At 59.8% G+C, this 17,749-nt stretch carries 17 protein-coding genes and 1 pseudogene; 9 read left to right on the top strand and 9 right to left on the bottom strand.

All coding sequences use genetic code 11. The features are described 5' to 3' along the window. Nucleotides 1–7 precede the first annotated feature (7 nt). Nucleotides 8–631, top strand: coding sequence for a ribonuclease HII (locus JIN81_RS10460; protein ID WP_200278897.1), 624 nt, complete (start codon nucleotides 8–10; stop codon nucleotides 629–631). After that, nucleotides 558–1,001: a YraN family protein gene (locus JIN81_RS10455; protein WP_234044704.1), complete on the top strand. Its 444-nt coding sequence runs from the start codon at nucleotides 558–560 to the stop codon at nucleotides 999–1,001. Before JIN81_RS10460 ends, JIN81_RS10455 begins: the two co-directional genes overlap by 74 nt. A 16-nt stretch (nucleotides 1,002–1,017) precedes the next feature. Here the strand turns inward: JIN81_RS10455 and JIN81_RS10450 are convergent, their stop codons facing one another. Further along, nucleotides 1,018–1,566: a YqgE/AlgH family protein gene (locus tag JIN81_RS10450; protein ID WP_200278894.1), complete on the bottom strand. Its 549-nt coding sequence runs from the start codon at nucleotides 1,564–1,566 to the stop codon at nucleotides 1,018–1,020. A gap of 140 nt (nucleotides 1,567–1,706) precedes the next feature. On the opposite strand from JIN81_RS10450, the gene JIN81_RS10445 reads away from it, so the two are divergent. From JIN81_RS10445 to trpD, 7 genes and pseudogenes are all read left to right on the top strand, one after another. Beyond that, the gene (locus JIN81_RS10445) at nucleotides 1,707–3,134 is read left to right on the top strand and encodes an MATE family efflux transporter (RefSeq protein WP_200278893.1); all 1,428 of its coding nucleotides are present in this window, start codon (nucleotides 1,707–1,709) and stop codon (nucleotides 3,132–3,134) included. 34 nt (nucleotides 3,135–3,168) lie between these two features. Next, nucleotides 3,169–4,215, top strand: coding sequence for a GTPase ObgE (obgE, locus tag JIN81_RS10440; protein ID WP_200278892.1), 1,047 nt, complete (start codon nucleotides 3,169–3,171; stop codon nucleotides 4,213–4,215). 4 nt (nucleotides 4,216–4,219) lie between these two features. Beyond that, nucleotides 4,220–4,978 carry a gamma-glutamylcyclotransferase family protein gene (locus JIN81_RS10435; RefSeq protein ID WP_200278891.1) on the top strand — a complete coding sequence of 253 codons (759 nt, stop codon included), beginning with the start codon at nucleotides 4,220–4,222 and terminating at the stop codon, nucleotides 4,976–4,978. 47 nt (nucleotides 4,979–5,025) lie between these two features. Further along, nucleotides 5,026–5,511: an SRPBCC family protein gene (locus tag JIN81_RS10430; RefSeq protein ID WP_200278890.1), complete on the top strand. Its 486-nt coding sequence runs from the start codon at nucleotides 5,026–5,028 to the stop codon at nucleotides 5,509–5,511. A gap of 15 nt (nucleotides 5,512–5,526) precedes the next feature. Beyond that, a complete protein-coding gene (locus tag JIN81_RS10425; protein ID WP_200278889.1) occupies nucleotides 5,527–6,108 on the top strand; it encodes a thioredoxin family protein in 582 nt (193 codons plus the stop codon). A 92-nt stretch (nucleotides 6,109–6,200) separates the two neighbouring features. Next, nucleotides 6,201–7,601 (top strand): annotated as a pseudogene (locus JIN81_RS19565) (sodium:solute symporter family protein); the annotation flags it as partial. A 957-nt stretch (nucleotides 7,602–8,558) separates the two neighbouring features. Continuing rightward, nucleotides 8,559–9,602 (top strand): anthranilate phosphoribosyltransferase, encoded by a 1,044-nt coding sequence (gene trpD, locus JIN81_RS10415; protein ID WP_234044703.1) that lies wholly within the window; start codon nucleotides 8,559–8,561, stop codon nucleotides 9,600–9,602. A 7-nt stretch (nucleotides 9,603–9,609) separates the two neighbouring features. Here the strand turns inward: trpD and JIN81_RS10410 are convergent, their stop codons facing one another. From JIN81_RS10410 to JIN81_RS10375, 8 genes are read right to left on the bottom strand one after another with little or no spacing between them, the layout of a single operon-like run. Continuing rightward, nucleotides 9,610–10,077 (bottom strand): hypothetical protein, encoded by a 468-nt coding sequence (locus JIN81_RS10410; RefSeq protein WP_200278887.1) that lies wholly within the window; start codon nucleotides 10,075–10,077, stop codon nucleotides 9,610–9,612. Nucleotides 10,078–10,099: 22 nt separating this feature from the next. Next, nucleotides 10,100–11,569, bottom strand: a complete 1,470-nt coding sequence (locus JIN81_RS10405) for an NADH-quinone oxidoreductase subunit N (RefSeq protein WP_200278886.1) — start codon at nucleotides 11,567–11,569, stop codon at nucleotides 10,100–10,102. Nucleotides 11,570–11,604: 35 nt separating this feature from the next. Then, the gene (locus tag JIN81_RS10400; RefSeq protein WP_200278885.1) at nucleotides 11,605–13,050 is read right to left on the bottom strand and encodes a complex I subunit 4 family protein; all 1,446 of its coding nucleotides are present in this window, start codon (nucleotides 13,048–13,050) and stop codon (nucleotides 11,605–11,607) included. A gap of 33 nt (nucleotides 13,051–13,083) precedes the next feature. Beyond that, nucleotides 13,084–14,901, bottom strand: coding sequence for an NADH-quinone oxidoreductase subunit L (gene nuoL, locus JIN81_RS10395; RefSeq protein WP_200278884.1), 1,818 nt, complete (start codon nucleotides 14,899–14,901; stop codon nucleotides 13,084–13,086). 54 nt (nucleotides 14,902–14,955) lie between these two features. Then, nucleotides 14,956–15,273 carry an NADH-quinone oxidoreductase subunit NuoK gene (gene nuoK, locus JIN81_RS10390; protein WP_200278883.1) on the bottom strand — a complete coding sequence of 106 codons (318 nt, stop codon included), beginning with the start codon at nucleotides 15,271–15,273 and terminating at the stop codon, nucleotides 14,956–14,958. 6 nt (nucleotides 15,274–15,279) lie between these two features. Further along, nucleotides 15,280–15,837: an NADH-quinone oxidoreductase subunit J family protein gene (locus tag JIN81_RS10385; protein ID WP_200278882.1), complete on the bottom strand. Its 558-nt coding sequence runs from the start codon at nucleotides 15,835–15,837 to the stop codon at nucleotides 15,280–15,282. A gap of 46 nt (nucleotides 15,838–15,883) precedes the next feature. Then, a complete protein-coding gene (locus tag JIN81_RS10380; RefSeq protein WP_200278881.1) occupies nucleotides 15,884–16,450 on the bottom strand; it encodes a NuoI/complex I 23 kDa subunit family protein in 567 nt (188 codons plus the stop codon). Nucleotides 16,451–16,458: 8 nt separating this feature from the next. After that, nucleotides 16,459–17,736 (bottom strand): complex I subunit 1/NuoH family protein, encoded by a 1,278-nt coding sequence (locus tag JIN81_RS10375; protein WP_200278880.1) that lies wholly within the window; start codon nucleotides 17,734–17,736, stop codon nucleotides 16,459–16,461. Between the last annotated feature and the right edge of the window lie 13 nt (nucleotides 17,737–17,749).

The following is a 17,749-nucleotide window of genomic DNA, read 5'->3' as shown; positions in this document are numbered from 1 at the left end:
GGGCGCAATGCCCGACCTGAGTTTCGAAGAGGACTGTCACGCCCGTGGTCACAAGGTGGTCGCGGGTGTCGACGAGGCGGGTCGTGGCCCGTTGGCCGGTCCTGTTTCGGCGGCCGCCGTGGTACTGCCTTCGGGCTTCACCTGCGAAGGGCTGGATGATTCGAAACGGCTGACCGAAAAGCGTCGGGAAGTGCTGTTCGAAAGACTGACCAACGACGACCGGCTTCAGTGGGGGCATGCGTTTGTGGAGGCGGATGAGATCGATTCGATCAACATCCTGAAGGCGACCCATGCCGCCATGGCGCGGGCGGTTGCTGCCATCGGGAAGATGGTGGACCATTGTCTGATCGATGGATTGCCGGTGCCGAATTTCCGTTGGTCCCATCAAGGGATCGTGAAGGGAGATGGCAAGTCCCTGTCGATCGCGGCGGCGAGCATCATCGCCAAGGTTTCAAGGGACAGGCGGATGGTGGAGTATGCCGAGGAGTTTCCGGAATACGGCTTTGAGAGGCACAAGGGCTATGGTACGAAAGTCCATCTGGCAGCGTTGCAGACTCATGGCCCTTGTCGCATACATCGTCGGTCGTTTCAGCCCGTTGCTCAACGGTTGCTGCCGCTTGACCCATCGTGATGGAGGTCGATTGAGCTCGGCCGAAGTTGGAGTGCTTGGCGAGCGCATCGCCCGCGATTGGCTGCGGGCGAGAGGAGCGAAGGTATTGTATCGGAATTTCCGAGCTCCGCAGGGCGGCGAGGTGGATCTGGTCGCCCGCGAGGGCAACCTGCTCGTTTTCGCCGAGGTGAAAACGCGGACATCCACGGACTATGGGCGTCCGCTTGATGCGGTGGATGAGAAGAAACAGTCGTTGATCCGGCGGGGTGGCAATGAATGGCTCCGACTCCTCGGAACACGCGAGATCCCCTGGCGCTACGATGTGATCGAGGTGGTCCTGAAGGATGGAGAACGACCGAAGGTTCATCGGGTCGAGAATGCCTTCGGGTGAAGAACCCGTTGTCGAATCAGTTCAACCCCGGGTCGGCGGGGGCATCGATCAGTAGCCGGTGGTAGGGGGACATGGTGCTGAGAATGTCCGACCACAGTTCAAGGTCGTGGACTTTTCCCAGCAGAGCCGCGTCAGGCTTGGCGGTGATCCATGATTGGCGCTTCAACTCGTCCTCGAGCTGGCCCGCGCTCCATCCGGAGTAGCCGATGTAGGCGCGCACGATGACGCCGGGTTGTTTGGCGCGCCGAACCGCCTCCTCGGCGGGGATGCGGACCTGCCAGTGCAGGCCGTCGCTGGCGCTCCACCAGAAGGCCGAGAAGGTGAGTTGCTGTTGGGAAACCGGGCCACCCATATGCACGGGGATTTTCTCTAATCCGGAGAACTCGGGTTGTTTGAGGAAGTGTCCGACTTCCTGACCGGTTGGTTGATTGAGGATCAAGCCGAAGGCTCCCTCGTCCGGGGAATGGTTCGCCAGCAGGATCACCGAACGGTCGAAGATCCCGTCCCGCAAGGATGGCGTGGCGAGGAGGAGTGATCCGTCGAGTTGGACTTGTTGCTCAGACATTCGAAATCGAATATCGGCGATGTCGATCGACTCGTCCACTCCTGAAACGCAGCCTGGCCAAGCGGTGAGTTCATCGTGATGCCCAAGGGGACCAGGGTTGATCCCGGTGCTGCGTCGGGTTAGAGGCTTCTCAGGCAAGCATGTCGAAACCGGGAGCCAGTTCTGAAGCAAGCGAGAGGGGGGCGACCGAGTCGGCACTCCTTGGCGGTCGGCTTGCGGGCAAGACTCTGCTTGGCCAGGTCGGCGTGCTCGCGGTCTGGCCACTGCTTGAGCAGGTGCTCACGTTCTGCGTTGGCATGACGGATCTGCTCATTTCCGGTCGCATGTCGGAAGGGGCCGAACGCGTGGCGATTCTCGATGCCATGGGGCTGGGCGGGTATGTGGCGTGGTTCTTCAACATCCTCCAGATCGCGGTCGCCACCGGGGTGATGGCTCTCGTTTCCAGAGCCACCGGGGGCAAGCAGGAGCGACTCGCCAAGGAGGGTCTGGGTCAGGGAGTCTGGCTTGGGCTCACGGCGGGCTTGATTTCCATGGCCGTGCTGCTGATGGCGGGACCATTACTCATCAAATGGATCGGCCTCGGTCCGCTGGCTGCTGAACGAGCCGAGCAGTATTTGCGGGTGTTCTCGTATTCCGGGCCGTTCAGCGGGGTGCTCGTGGCGATCAATGCAGGTCTCCGGGGCAGTGGTGACACCCGGACTCCATTCATCGGGATGGTGGTCGTCAATGGCGTCAACATGCTGGCAAGTTGGCTTCTTGTCTTCGGCCCACCCGGGATTGGGGGGCGGGGGATCGACGGAATTGCTCTGGGAACCGTGATCGGTTGGGCCGCAGGGTTGGCCGTGGTGGTGGGAGTGGTCGCGATCCCCAAGGTTGGCGAACTCAATTGGTCGGTGGAGGGGCTGCGACCGAACTGGCCGGTGATGCGGCGAATCATCCGGGTCGGAGCACCCCAGTCATTGGAGATCGCGGGCATGTGGGGAATCCACGCCTACGGAGTCCGCGTGATTTCCAGCCTCCCGATCGAAGGCGCGCTGGGTGCGCACATTCTTGCGATCCGGGTGGAGTCGATGTCGTTTCTTCCCGGTTTCGCAATCGCCACGGCATCGGCGGCATTGGTCGGGCAGTATCTTGGCGCCGGCTCGAAGGAGATGGCGGTCAAGGCGGTGCGCTTGTGCTGGAAAATTGCCCTCATCGTCATGACTTCAATGGGGGTGGTATTCGCCTTGGCAGGCCGGGAGTTGGTCGAGTTGATCGCTCCGGCGAGCTCGATGCATGTCGATCTCGCTTCGCCCTTGCTGGTCGTGTGCGCGATCAGTCAGCCGTTTTTCGCGACCTGCATCGTCCTGAAGACCTCGATGCGTGGGGCTGGGGCCACGGCGATGGTGATTTATTATGCCTTCGGGAGCATGATTCTCATCCGGGTCGGAGTGCTGGCGGTCGCCAGCTCGCTCGGCCTGACCAGTCTCCTGGCGGTGTGGATCATCCTGGCGCTCGACATGGTCAGCCAGGCATTCATTTTCACCCGCCTTCACTTCCGGGGGAAATGGCTGGACGCCAAGGTTTGATTAGCGCAAGCCCGCAGGCCACACTCACTTCAAGATGTTCATCGACCACATCAGGATCTACGCGAAGGCCGGCGACGGCGGAAATGGCCACGTCTCGTTCCGTCGGGAGAAATTCGTACCCCGAGGGGGGCCCGATGGTGGTGACGGTGGCTGTGGAGGCCACGTCATCCTCAAGGTGGATCCATCGACGGACAACCTGCGCCAGTATCATTTCGATCCCAAACTGATTGCCGAGAACGGTCAGCACGGGAGCAAATACAAGCGTTCTGGTCGTGGTGGGAAGACGGTGGTCGGCAAGGTGCCACCGGGAACAGTCGTCTATCGTGCCAATGCGGACAACGTTCAGGACGCGGTCAAACTGGAGCGCTCCGAGGAGGGGATCGATCTTGAGCCGGTTGCCGACCTGACGGAGGAAGGTCAGGAGTTTGTGCTTTGTTCGGGCGGTGTCGGAGGCAAGGGAAACACCCACTTCAAGACCTCGACGCATCAGACTCCGACCGAAAGCACGCCTGGCACCGAAGGCGATCGGGGGGTTTACTATCTCGAGCTGCGCCGGATTGCGGATGCCGGGCTGGTTGGTTTCCCGAATGCCGGCAAGTCCACGCTCATCAGCAAGCTGTCCCATGCGCACCCGAAGGTGGCGAGCTATCCCTTCACGACCCTTCAGCCGGTGGTGGGGGTGGTCGAGTTCGGTGACTTCCGTCGTTGCACGGTGGCGGATATCCCGGGCTTGATCGAAGGGGCTCATGAGAACCGCGGGCTCGGGCATGAGTTCCTGCGTCACATCACGCGGTGCCGCACGCTGTTGTTCGTGATCGACATGGCGGGAAGTGAAGGTCGCGATCCGATCTCGGACCTTGAGATCCTGAGGAAGGAAATCCGTGAGTATGATGAGGAGTTGGGCGACTTTCCTTGGATCGTGCTCGCCAACAAGATGGACCTCGAAGGAGCGGATGAGAAATTGAAGATCTTCCAAGCGCGGTTTCCGAAAGTGAAGATCATTCCGATTTCGGCGGAGCTTGAAGAGGGGCTGGAGCCGCTGAAGGAGTATCTGAACGAGGAGCTCGGTTACCGGGCCTGATCCTGTGGCGTGCGGTTCGAAAGAACTGGTATTTGTCTACGGCACCCTTCGTAGCAACGCGTCGAACGCGTTCCGGATGAAGGGTGGTGAATTGAAAGGTGTCCGTTGTGTCCGCGGGCACCTCTATCAGATTTCGTGGTATCCCGGGCTGGTGCTCGATCCGGCTGGTGGGTTTGTGGTCGGTGAAGTGTGGGAGGTTTCGAAGGAACTGCTGAACAGGCTCGACGAGTTCGAAGGGCTCCCCGAGGGCGCTGAAGAGGGGGATGAGTATCGGCGGGTCAGGGTTGAGGTGGATGTCCTTCCTGAGATCAGGGGGACTCCCGAGTGGGAGCAATTCGGGGGAACCGAGGATCTCGGGGAAGTGTGGGTCTGGGAATGGAAGGGGGATGCTAACCGTGCGACGGAGGTCGGGTCCGGGGATTGGCTGGATGTGGAGTCTCCTCCCCAGAAGCCGATTTTCACCGGGATCGGGTGTGCGGGGGTGTTGGCATTCACGATCGGGGTTCAGTATCTTCTTGGCATCGTTGTCGATCTGCTCCCCAAGGTCGCTTGGGCGGAGGGCGTTGATTTTGGAGTGCATCATGCAGGGGTGCTGGCGGCCCTCTGCTTGGGCGGGTTCAGCTTGCGCATGGCGGTTCGGCGACGGGAGCCTGGACAGGTGTTTCAGATCCTGATGGGGCTGAGTCTGTTGTTCCTCGGCTTTCAATGCATCATTGGCATCATTGTTGTGCTTTCGACCCTTCTCTCGGCCGCTTTTTCCTGACGGGAAGTGGGACTTGCCGAGCTGGGGATCGATGCGATGCATGGCTCATGAAAATTCACACGCTTGAGCAGGAGCAATGGCTGCCCATTGACATCGGGGAGGCGTGGGAATTTTTCTCATCGCCCCGGAATCTGGATCAGATCACGCCGGACGAGCTCGGGTTCAAGATCGAGAGTTGTCGGTCCGACACCATGCACAATGGCCAGATCATCACCTACAAGGTCATGGTCTTCCCGGGAATCTGGGTATCGTGGGTGACCGAAATCAAGGGGGTCGAAGAGGTGCACTGTTTCGTCGATGAGCAGCGGATCGGCCCTTACGCGTTCTGGCATCACCGACATACCTTTGAATCCGTCGAGGGCGGGGTCCTGATGAAGGATCTCGTCTACTATGCGATGCCATTCGGGCCGATCGGTTCCTTGGTGCACGCCCTGTTCGTCCGTCGGAAACTCGAATCGATCTTCAGTTATCGCCGTTCGATTCTGGAAAATCGCTTCGGGGCAGGCTCCGCCCTTGACGCGGTCGCCGGATGAGTCGAGGTGGTGGGCATGGCAGAGACACTTTCGACATTCACCCTGAAGGCCGCCGACAAGGCCCCGGACTTTGTTCTTCCCGATCCTTCCGGAACGAAGCACTCGCTTCAGGATCTGACCGGGTCCAATGGCACCCTGATCGTGTTTGTCTGCAATCACTGCCCATTCGTAGTGATGTTGGCGGAAGAGCTGGGCCGTTTCGCGAAGCGCTGCAAGGAGGCGGGGATCGAGGTCGTGGCGATTTCTTCAAACGACATCGAAAAGTATCCTCAGGATGGTCCCGAGAAAATGGCGGAGTTCGCTGCGAAGAGTGGCTGGGATTTCCCCTACCTGTTTGACGAGACCCAGGAGGTGGCGAAGGCCTACGGTGCGGCATGCACTCCGGATTTCTTTCTGTTCGGCGCTGATCGTGGGCTGTTCTATGCTGGGCAATTCGATGACGCCCGCCCGAAGAATGGGGTGACTCCAAACGGTGCGGATTTGCAGTTGGCGATCGATGAGATGCTGGCTGGTGAGGCGGCGCCAAGTCGGCAGTTGCCAAGCAGTGGATGCAATATCAAGTGGATCGAGGGCAACGAACCTCCGTATTTCGGCTAGATACGGTATTTTTGTGACAATATGCCCAATTTCCGGGTTGCTCCGGTGATGGAGATTGCAGAGTCTCAGCGCGTCCGAAACACGACGTGCGAATGAGTCCAACCTTCCTAGCCCTACAGCTCCAGACCATCGATTGGGTCATCATCGCCATCTTCTTCCTCATTGTCTTGGGGATCGGGGTGGTGGCTTCCCGCTCAGCGGGGAAAAGCACCGAGAACTTCTTCCTGGGGGGACGTGGCATGCCGTGGTGGCTGCTGGGCATCTCGATGGTGGCCTGCACCTTCTCGTGCGACACCCCGAACCTGGTCACCGACCTCGTGCGCGGTGGAGGGGTAGTCTCGAACTGGGGTTGGTGGGCATTCCTCATCACCGGGATGGTGACGGTGTTCATCTATGCGCAATTGTGGCGTCGATCCGGCCTGATGACCGATCTCGAGTTCTACGAGATGCGCTACTCCGGCAAGGGGGCGGCATTCCTCCGGGGCTTCCGCTCGATCTATCTCGGCTTCTTTTTCAACTGCCTGATCATGGGATCGGTCACCTTGGCCGCGATCAAGATCGGGGCGATCATGTTGGGTCTTCAGCCCATGCAGACGGTGGTGGGTGCCTCGGTGTTTGTGGTCATCTACGCCTCTCTCGGTGGCATCAAGGGCGTCATCTGGTCGGACTTCTTCCAGTATGGCATCGCCATGGCCGGAGCGGTTTATGCGGCCATCGTGGCGGTGAATCTTCCTGAAGTGGGCGGACTTTCGAACCTGCTGGCTCACCCGGCCGTCGCACCGAAGCTCAACCCGCTGCCTGAGTTCAACGACTGGGTGGAATGGGTGCCACTGTTGTTGATTCCGGTCGCGGTGCAATGGTGGTCGGTCTGGTATCCCGGCGCCGAGCCGGGCGGTGGCGGCTACATTGCCCAGAAGATGCTTTCCGCAAAGGATGAGAAGAACGCGGTGGGGGCGACCTTGCTCTTCAATTTCATGCACTACGCGGTGCGTCCCTGGCCATGGATCCTCGTGGCGCTGGCATCCATCGTGATCTACCCCGAACTCTCCGACATCAAGGCGAAGTTCCCGGCGATCGATCCGAAGTATCTTGGACAGGATATCGCGTATCCAGCGATGCTGACCTTCCTCAGCCCCGGGTGGTTGGGGATTGTCGTGGCTTCCTTGATCGCCGCATACATGTCAACCATCGGCACGCACCTGAACTGGGGTTCGTCGTATGTGGTGAACGATTTCTACCAGCGCTTCGTGAGCCCCAAGGCTTCGCAGAAGGAGTTGGTGACCGTTGGGCGGATCTGCACGGTATTGCTGATGGTCTGTGCGGGTACGCTCTCACTGACCGTGCTCGAGAGCGCCGGCCAGGCCTTCAAGATCCTGCTGCTGTCGGGTGCAGGCACGGGATTGATCTACCTTCTGCGTTGGTTCTGGTGGCGGATCAATGCGTGGACCGAGATCGTGGCGATGGTCGTGGCGACCGTGGTCGCCATCCTCATTGTCGTGGTGGTCAAGGATGATGGAATGACCCGGTTTCTCGCGACCTCATCGCTGGTGAAGGAACGCACCTTGTCCATCGAAGACCCGGCTCTCGCCAAGATGGTGGAAACCCAGCAGGCAACTTTCGGAAAGGAAGCGGAGAGCTTGAAGGAAAGGTCGAATCAGGCCGCCAAGGTATGGTCGACCTCGCAGAAGCGGGCCAAGGAGGATCCGGACGGTGTGGCTGCTGCCTTGAATGCGTATGAAGTGGCCTACGGTGCCTTCAATGCAAAGGTCGGTGAGTCCGCTGTGCTGGCCATTCTCAACAAGGAGGGCTCAAGGAACTCCGAGATCGTGGCGTTTGCGCAGACGGTGCAAAAGCAACACGAGACGCGTAAGAGTCACAAGGATCCGTCACTCGTGAATTCGAGCATCGCTGCCATTGTTGATGGTGAACGGATCGTCCTCTACGACGCCGCAATCTCCAGTCTGGTCTTCCCGACCCAGTTGATCATGGCTGTGATCGCCGTGACGTTGGCATGGATCATCACCACGCTGGTCACCAAGCCTGCCAGCATGGAGACCTTGAAATCCTTCTACCGCAAGACCCAGCCGGGTGGTCCCGGTTGGGCCGCCGTTCGTGAGGCGGCCGCCGCGAATGGAGAGCAGTTGGAACCGGAGGGACAAACCTGGCAGATGCCTCTGCAGGTGCTCTGCATCTTCCTAGGGTGCTTCATCATCTATGGTTCTCTGTTTGCGATTGGTAGCTTCATCTACGGCAAGCTCGCCTTGGGGGCGATCCTGATGGTGATCGTGGTGGTTTCCCTCATCGTGATGTTCTCATGCATCAAGCGTCTGCGGATGAACTGAGCCGAGGAGCCGATTCCCGCCGATTCAATCCCGAAGACGTCTTGTCTTCGGGATTTCTTTGCAGGTGAGGCTGGCATCTTGATCGGGCAGTGGAGTAGCATCCCGGCAATGGACGCATTGATTCAGCATCTCGAAGAAGGGCGCGACTTGGATGACCGTGAAGTTCGGGTGGCTGCGGAGCTGCTGCTTGAGAGTGGTGGGGATTCGGCGCGGAAGGCCCGATTGCTCGAGGCGCTCTCGAAGAAGGGAGAAACGGCTGCAGAGATCGCCGGGTTCGTCGAAGCATTTCTCGAACATGCCGTTGACCCCCACGCGGGTCTTGTGGATCGGGAGGGTCCGACCATCGACGTCTGTGGGACCGGAGGCGACAAGCTGAATCTCTTCAATGTGTCGACGACTTCGATGTTCGTCGTGGCAGCTGCGGGAGCCACGGTCGTCAAGCACGGCAATCGAGGAATCACCTCGAAGAGCGGCGGTGCGGATGTGCTCGAGGAGCTGGGCGTCCGACTCGACCTTCCAGCCGAAGGGTTCCGCAAGTGTCTGGAAGAGGCGGGCGTCGGCTTTCTTTTCGCTCCAGCTTACCACCCGGCCTTCAAGGCGGTGGTGGAAGTGCGCAAGCAACTCGCAACCAAGGGGGTGAGAACCATCTTCAATCTCGTGGGTCCCTTGCTCAATCCGGCCAAGCCGCAGTGCCAGCTCGTCGGGGTGTTTTCGCGCGAGTGGTGTCCAGTCTTCGCCGAGATTCTTCAGCGTCTGGGCCGAGAGAGCTCGTGGGCCGTTCATGGCACTACCGGAGACGGTCGGTCCGTCGATGAGCTCAGCCTGTTGGGATCCACCCGAATCTGCAAATCGGGGAGTCTCGAAGAGATTGCGGATGAAGAGGTCCGACCTCGGGACTTCGGTCTTAGGCATGCAGAAGTCTCCGACCTCGAAGGCGGGGATGCGAAACTGAATGCTCAGATCCTGGAGTCGATTCTTGGTGCTGAGGATTCCGGTCCGAAGCGGGACATGGTGCTTCTCAACGCGGGCGCAGCGATCGCCTGCGCGGGCTTGTCGGACGACATCGGCCACGGCATCGAGATTGCTCGTCGGGTGATCGATGATGGTAGTGCGCTGGATCGACTCCGGGCGCTGCAAGCTGCGGCCAAGTAAGCAAAGCTCAGTGGATTCCGAGTTTGTGTCGGTATTTCCACTCAGCTTCAAGTTCGTGGTGAAGGAAGCGCTGGGGACCGAATAGGCGGGCCCCGCGGGCAAGCGCGATCATGCAGATCGGCGCGAAGATCGTTCCCACGGGAATGAAGAAGAGCATGAGGACTGCCGTGGGGAATCCAAGGTGACGACCCCATGCCGGGCGACTGAGAAGCGCCCAGGCTGTGCCGAGATTCAGTATCATCAATAAGGTCACGCCGATCCAGAGGCGGATCGAGGGAGCCGGGAGGAGAAAGAGCCCAGCAGCGATGGCTCCCAAGATCAGAAGGACCGCCATGGCACGGAGTGAATGGGAGTCGTTCCTCAGCTTCTTCAGTTCCTTGGTTCGCAGGTCAGGGAAGGACCGTCGCTGGGGAAGGAAGGCCGGGTTGCTGGGCTCGACCGACGGCGCGGCGTAGGGATTTTCATCCACAGCCATGCTGCAGCCGGGTGTGTCACCTTCAGCCCAAAAGCCAAAGGATCGGCTGGGGCCAGAATCCGAGCACCACGACGAGCGCGGTCAAGGTCATCACGCTGATACGTGAGATCTGAGGGAGTACGACGCTGGCGGTGTCGCGGTCCGGTTCGTTCCACCACATCGAACGGATGAGCTTGAAGTAGTAGTAGAATCCGGCGGCAGCACCGATGAAGGCGATGCCGACGGCCCACCAGAGACCGGCCTCGACGGCGAGGGAGAAGACAAAGAATTTGCCCCAGAAGCCTGCGGTCAGCGGCACCCCTGCCATGGCCGCCATGATGACGGTCATGAGAAGGGCCAGGGTTGGATTGCGGCGCCCCAGTCCATTGAAACTGTCGATCTCTTCCGAGTCGGTCTGGATGCGGACCTGGGCGAGGACGAAGAACGACGCAAGCGTCATCAGCAGGTAGGTGGCGAGGTAGAAGCTGACGGCTCCAATGGAACCCAGTTCGTCGGACGTATCCGATTTCCATGCCGCCAGCGCGAGGATGATGAATCCAGCGTGTGCGATGGAAGAGTAGGCGAGCAGGCGTTTGAAGTTGCTCTGCGCGAGAGCAGCGAGATTACCAACAAGGAGCGAGGCCGCGGCCATGATCCCAAGAATCACGGTGACCGAAGTCGCTACCGGCGAACCTTCCACGAACATCGGCTGAAGCACCCGGATGGTGAGGATGAAACCGGCTGCCTTCGAACCGACCGAGAGGAAGGCGGTCGTTGGAGTGGGTGCGCCCTGATAGACATCGGGGATCCACATCTGCATGGGGACTGCGCCTACCTTGAAACCGAGAGCGACGAGGACAAGGGCGATGCCGAAGAGCAGTGCGTTGGGGTTCTCGAGCGTCGGCATCATTTCGCCGATCTGATCGAGGTTCATGGTGCCGGTCGCACCGTAGATCCAGGCGATGCCGTAGACGAGGAACCCGGTGCTGAGGGCTCCGAGGATGAGATACTTCACGCCGGCTTCGAGGGAGCCGACGTTGCGCCGCATGTAGCCGACCAGGACGTAGAAGGTGATGGTGACCAGTTCGAGGGCGACGAAGGCGCCGATGAGGTCCTTGGCGGATGCCATCCACATCATGCCCGCGCATGCGAAGACCGGGAGGGCGAAGAACTCGCCGGTTCCGTCCTCCGACTCGGGATTCTCGGTGAAGCGGGAAAGGATGGACCGGAAATCCATGGCCATGAGCAGGACCAGGATGGTGCAGACCAGGGCGAACCCCTTGTAGAAGCGGGCGAGCGAGTCGAACTGATAGAAATTCCACAGGGGCCAGTCGGCCATGGCCGAACCTTCCTTCGGTCCGACGGCGAAGAAGTTGAAGGTCAGGATCAGGCACAGTCCGAACACCGCGAACATGCCGATCGGGCGCTTGTTGTGGGCTGGGCCGAAGGCCTCGAACATCAGCAAGGCGAGACCGAGAACGACGGTCAGAGCTTCAAGGTAGTAGGCAGGCATGGAAATGGATGGTGCGAAGTGGAAGGCGTATGGAACTACTTCAGCAGGGAAAGCAGGAGGTTCGGGAAGATCCCGACCGCGAGGAGTGTGACGGCCAGCAGCACAGCGGGAATGCGATCCGAAAGCGTTAGGTCTGCAGCCTTGCGGGTGCAATCAACGGCGGGACCCTGGAAGATGCTGCGATAGGCGCGGAGCATGTAGACGGCACTGATGACCACGCCGCTGATGGCGATGATGCAGGTGATCTGCACCGGTCCGAGGCCGGCGGCCGGATCATAGTTCACGAAGGAGGCGATGAAGATCATCACTTCGCCCGCGAAGTTGGCCAGTCCCGGAAGACCGATGCTGGCCATGCCTACGAGGCCGAAGAGGAAGGCCAGTGCGGGGGCTGACTTGGCAAGACCTCCGAGTTTCTGGAGATCCAGGGTTCCAGTCACACGCTCGATGCGGTCGGCGAGGCCGAAGAGCATGGCGATCGAGATGCCGTGCGCAAACATCAGGAGAACGGCCGCAGGGAGAGCGATTTCATTGAGGCCGGGCGCGGCGAGGGCCGCAATTCCGAGGAAGATGTAGCCCATGTGCATCACCGAGGAGTTGCCGAGCATGCCGTCGAGGCGTTTCTGGCTGATGGTGACCAATCCGACCCAGACGATATTGCCGAGGAGCAGGACGCAAAGAGGAACCAACCACGCGGAGAGGCCATCAGGAAGAAGAGGCACTGCGAGTCGGAGGAGACCGTAGAGACCGAACTTCTTCAGTACGCCGGCATGGAGCATGGCGGTCGGTGCGGGTGCGCTCGCGTAGGCGGGAGCTGCCCACGAATGGAAGGGGAACAAGGAAACCAGAATGCCGAAACCCAGGATGAGGAACGCGGCGATGCTCTTCTGCGCAGAAGCATCAGCGAGTGGGCCCTGCTCAAGCATCGCGGGGATGGAAAAGGTTCCGAAGGCACTCGCGAGCCACACCAATCCAGCCAGCAGGACCAGTGAGCCGAAGCCAAGGTAGATGGTGATTTTCCATGCAATCGCCTTCCGATCTCCACGACCGAGCATGCCGATCATGAGGAAGGTAGGAATGAGGGCGAGCTCATGGAATGCGTAGAAGAAGAACAGGTCCGTGGAGAGAAACGCGCCGATGGCCCCGGCCGAAATCAGCAGGGAGGATCCGTAGTAAAGTTTCTCACGACCGTCGGGAGCCTTGCCGGAGAAGACCGCGGCGAAGGTGACGATCACTGAAAGCAGAAGCATGATCACGCTCATGCCATCGAACAGTTCCAGAGACAGCTGGATGTGGGGTCGTTGCAGGACGTCAACGGAGAAGTTCCACAGACGGGAGCTGTCGGATAAAGCAAACGAGAGCGCCGCGGCAAGTCCGAGAACAAGGTTGAGTCCAGCTGCGATGGTGGCTGCAGTCCGTGCCTTGGAGCCGCTCAGGATGGCAGCGAAGGCAAGTAGCGGGATGAGTAGAAGTGCGAGGAGCATTTCGGGAAGATTGGAAAGGTTGGCTGCTGGCGACTATTTCCAGAACACGGTGAAGTAGATGACGGCGATAACGCCCAAGCCAAAGGCAAAGGCGTAGGCCTGGAGGTTGCCATTCTGCGCGCGGCGGAAGAGCCCGCCAACCGACTGGACCAAGCGCGTCGAACCGCCGACCAACACGCCGTTGATCAGGAATTCATCAAAAAAGTGGATGAGCGCTGCTCCGCCATCCTGAATGCCACGCACGAATACCTTGTCGTAGATCGCATCGAGGTAGAAACGTTCGCGGAACAAGGGGATGGAGAGCGGATCCTTGGTGCGGCCGCTGTAGATGATGAAGGCGGGGATGGAGCCTGCCAGCAGCGCTCCGAGGGAAATCCAGAAAAGTGGATTCACGTGAAACTCTCCGGCGTGAGCGGGGAGGGCCGGTGCGAGGGTGTTGATTCCCTTGTAGCCGGCAATCACGGCAAGCACCGCGAGAAGGACGAGCGGAACAAACATCAACGGGCTGACTTCCTTCGCGTGATCCGCATCATCCGAGCTCGGAGATCCGAGGAAGGTGACCACAAACAGGCGGGTCATGTAGAATGGCGTCAGCACGGCCACGGCGACGGCAATCCAGAACAGTGGCGGATTTCCTTCGGCGGCGTGGAGAATCGCCTCCTTGGAGAAAAAGCCCGAGGTGAATGGCACGGCGATGAGTGCCAGGAAACCGAGGAAGAAGGTGATGCCGGTGATGGGCATCTTCTTGAGCAAACCACCCATCTTCCAGATGTTTTGTTGGTGGTGGCAGGCGTAGATCACGGCGCCCGAACCGAGGAAGAGGAGGGCCTTGAACCATGCGTGGGTGAAGAGATGGAACATGCCGGCATCGCCACCACCGAGGCCGGTGGCCATCACCATGTAACCGAGCTGCGAGAGGGTGGAGTAGGCGAGGATCCGTTTGATGTCGTCCTGCTGGGTCGCCATCAAAGCGGCGGCCAGCGCGGTGAGACCACCCACCCAGGCGATGACTTCTCCCGCCATCGTTTCGGTGAAGACCTCCACGCCGAGCGAGAGATGCACGCGGTAGAGCATGTAGACGCCGGCGGCGACCATCGTCGCGGCGTGGATCAGCGCGGAGACCGGGGTGGGGCCTTCCATCGCGTCGGGCAACCAGACGTGGAGGGGAAGCTGGGCCGACTTGCCAACCGCACCGCAGAATACGCAAAGGATCGCCGTGCCGAGCAGGCATGGATAGCATCCGGGGTAGGCGCTTTCGAAGGCGGCGAGCTTGGCTCCCATTTCGTCGAAGATGAAGGTTCCGGTGATCCCGAACAGGAGCAGGATGCCGACCATGAATCCGAAGTCACCAATCCGGTTCACGAGGAAGGCCTTCTTGGCGGCGTCCGCCGCGGAATTCTTCTCGTACCAGTGACCAATCAGGAGGTAGGAACTGAGGCCGACGAGCTCCCAGAACATGAAGGTCATGATGAAGTTCCCGGCCAGCACGATGCCGGTCATGGAGAACATGAAGAGCGACAGGCAGGTGAAGTACCGCGCTTTCGCGGAGTCATCCGCCATGTAGGCGAGGGAGAAGATATGGACCAGCATGCCGATGCCGGTGACCACGATCATCATCCCGGTGGCTAGTTGGTCGAGCTTCAGCGAGATCGAGAGGTTCCCGACGGGCTCGGGAAGGGAAGCCCAGGTGAAAGCGTAACTGTCGGTCGCCCCCAACAGGAGCAGCGAGATCACGAAGGTCGCGACGACCGATCCGACGGATAGCATGGATGCCAGGAAGGCATTCCGCTTGAGGAAAAGATGGTTTGCTGCGGCGGAGAGCAGCGGCAGGAGAAGTAGGAGCCAGGCCATGGAGACTTGAGTAGTGTGCTTCTGAAAGTGGTGGATCGTCAGTCAGCGGGGCGCCTAGCCCTTCATGCTGGTTAGTTCGTCGGTGTGGATCGTCTGACGAGCCCGATAGAGAGCGACAATGATGGCGAGGCCGACGGCGACCTCGGCCGCTGCAACGGTGATGACGAAGAAGACAAGCATCTGGCCGTCGTAGTCGGGCAGTCCGTTCTTGCCGTTGAAACGGGAGAAGGCAACCAGCGTCAGGTTGGCGGCGCTGAGCATGAGCTCGAGACACATGAAGACGACGATGATGTTCCGGCGGAGGACCACACCGGCAAAACCGATCGCGAACAGAAGACCGGAAACGAGAAGGTAGGAATGAAGGGATGCCATGGTCGTTCAGATGGTCTGGCGTTTCGAGAGGACAACGACCCCCACCGTGGCGACCAGAAGGAGGACTCCGACGATCTGGAGCGGGAGATTGTAGCCTTTGAAGATCACGTCGCCGACGAGGTTGACGTCGGGCAATTGGCCGTCAGCCAGACGTTCGGACACCGACTTGCTGATGGGGGCGTAGTGTTCGGAGGCCGCCTGGTAGTCGATTGGAGTCGACTCCTTGTTGGGTACCTTGCCGAGGATGCCGAAGAGCTGGATGGTGAAAGCAAGGACGATGCCGAGACCACCGACGAGCGGGACCACTTTGGGAGCCTGCTTCTCTTCGGTCTTCAGATCGAGAAGCATGATGATGAAAAGAAACAGGACCATGATGGCCCCGGCGTAGACGAGGATCTGCATGACCCCGACAAAGTAGGCGTTCAGGCCGATGAACAGACCGGCGAGGCCGACGAAGGACGACACCATGGCCAGAGCGGCAGCCACGGGATTGCGCAGGGATACCACGGCGAGTCCGCCGACGAGCATCACGATCGCAAAGAACCAGAAGAGTGTTAGAGGCATGGGATGTGTGGAAGATGGGTGTTGGAGCGGCTGCTGCCTGAGTGGATCACTTCAATTCATTCCACTTGTTCACGAGCCCGACGCGTTTTCCGCCGATCTCGTAGAGCTTCTTCTTGTCGTGGACCATCTCCTTGCGGTTCAGGCCGCTGATCAGATAGTCCTTTCTCAGGTAGATCGCCTGCTCAGGGCAGACTTCCTCGCACATGCCGCAGTAGATGCAGCGGGTCATGTCGATGTCGAACTCCTGAGGTCTCTTCTCGACCTTGGCCCAGGCATCGTCCGACGGGATTTCACCCGGAACGATCTTGATGGCCTTCGGAGGGCAGATGAATTCGCAGAGCTGGCAGGAGACACAGCGTTCCCGGTCCTGCTCGTCGGTCACGAGCGCGGGGGCTCCACGGTAGTATTCGGGCATGTGCTCGTCCCAGCGTTGCTCGGGATACTGCATGGTGGCACCCAGGCCCGATGACGCCATTTCGTCCGCGCCACGGGTTTTCCCGCGGAGCGAATCAAAAGCGTGCCTCATCGTGATGAAGAACCCTTTGACGATCGCTCCGAGGAAGAGCTTTTCGCCTGCATTGAGGTCCGGGCGTTTGACTTTAACGACTGCCATGAATTCAGTTAGTTTGAGGCCAGAAGACCGGTGTTGGGGTCCTCCCTTTTATCGGAGACCTTGAGGACCCAGATCAGGGCGGAGGAGACGGCGGCCAGAAGAACGGCGCCGACGAGCGTGATCACGATACCGAGGTGAGGTGCGGCGATCACAAGTGCTCCAAGGAAGACATTGATGAGTGCCACTTCGAAAAAGATGATCCATCCGAGGCGCATGAGTTGGTCGTAGCGGAAACGGGGGACCGTCCAGCGAACGAGGATGAAGAACAGGATGAAGACGATGAGTTTCGCCATGAAGACCGCGAGGCCGAGCAGACCGCCGATTCCCACGGATCCGATCTCGAGTCCGGCGGACCATTGATCGAATGACGGGCCCAGTGACCAGCCTCCGAGGAACAGGGTCACGATCAATGCCGAGCCAATCACCATGGCGGCGTATTCACCCATGAAGAACATGGCAAATTTCATCGAGGAATACTCGGTGTGGTAACCACCGACCAATTCCGTCTCACATTCGGGAAGGTCGAACGGCATACGGTTGGTCTCCGCAAAAATGGAGATGGTGAAGATGAGGAAGGCGATGACCGCCGGGAACCAGAACAACCAGGCTGTGTAGTCGCCTCCGTTATTCCATGGGGCCGACTCGCCCCAGAAGGGCAGGAGCAACCAACCGTTCTTGGATTGGTGCTCGACGATGTTCGACAGGTTCAGGTCGCCATACCACATCAGCACCGGAATGATCGAGAGCCCGAGGCAGATCTCGTAGGAGATCATCTGGGCGGTCGAGCGGACGCCGCCGATGAACGGATACTTGGAATTCGAGGACCAGCCGGCGAGGGTGATGCCGTAAACGGTCAGTGATGAAACCGCGAAGATGAACAGTGGGCCGACGTCCAGATCGGCGATGACCAACTTGATTTCCTCACCATTCACCGTGAGTGGCGATCCGAAGGGGATCACACAGACCGTCACCAGAGAAGGAACGATGGTGAGTGCCGGTGCCAGCCAGTAGAAGGCGGTGCGGACGTTGGTGGGTGTGAAGTCCTCCTTGAGCAGGAGTTTCACGGCATCGGCGACGGGCTGGACAATGCCGAAGAGGGGGATGTCCTTCTTGCCGCCGAACAGCGTCAGGGGGATTCCGACCCGGTTCGGGCCCACCCGGTCCTGGATGACCGCGGAGAAGCGTCGTTCAAAGTAGACGCAGACCGGCACCAAGGGAAGGACCACCATGAAGGTGAGCCCCACGATCTTGGCGAGAATGATCAGAAGAGGAATGAGAATTTCCATGAATGCAGGGCTG

The organism is Haloferula rosea (genome assembly GCF_016595525.1).
In the GTDB taxonomy this organism is placed as follows: Bacteria; Verrucomicrobiota; Verrucomicrobiia; order Verrucomicrobiales; family Akkermansiaceae; genus Haloferula; species Haloferula rosea.
The sequence above is the reverse complement of the archived record's forward strand: the minus strand, read 5'-3'. Positions and strand labels throughout refer to the sequence as shown.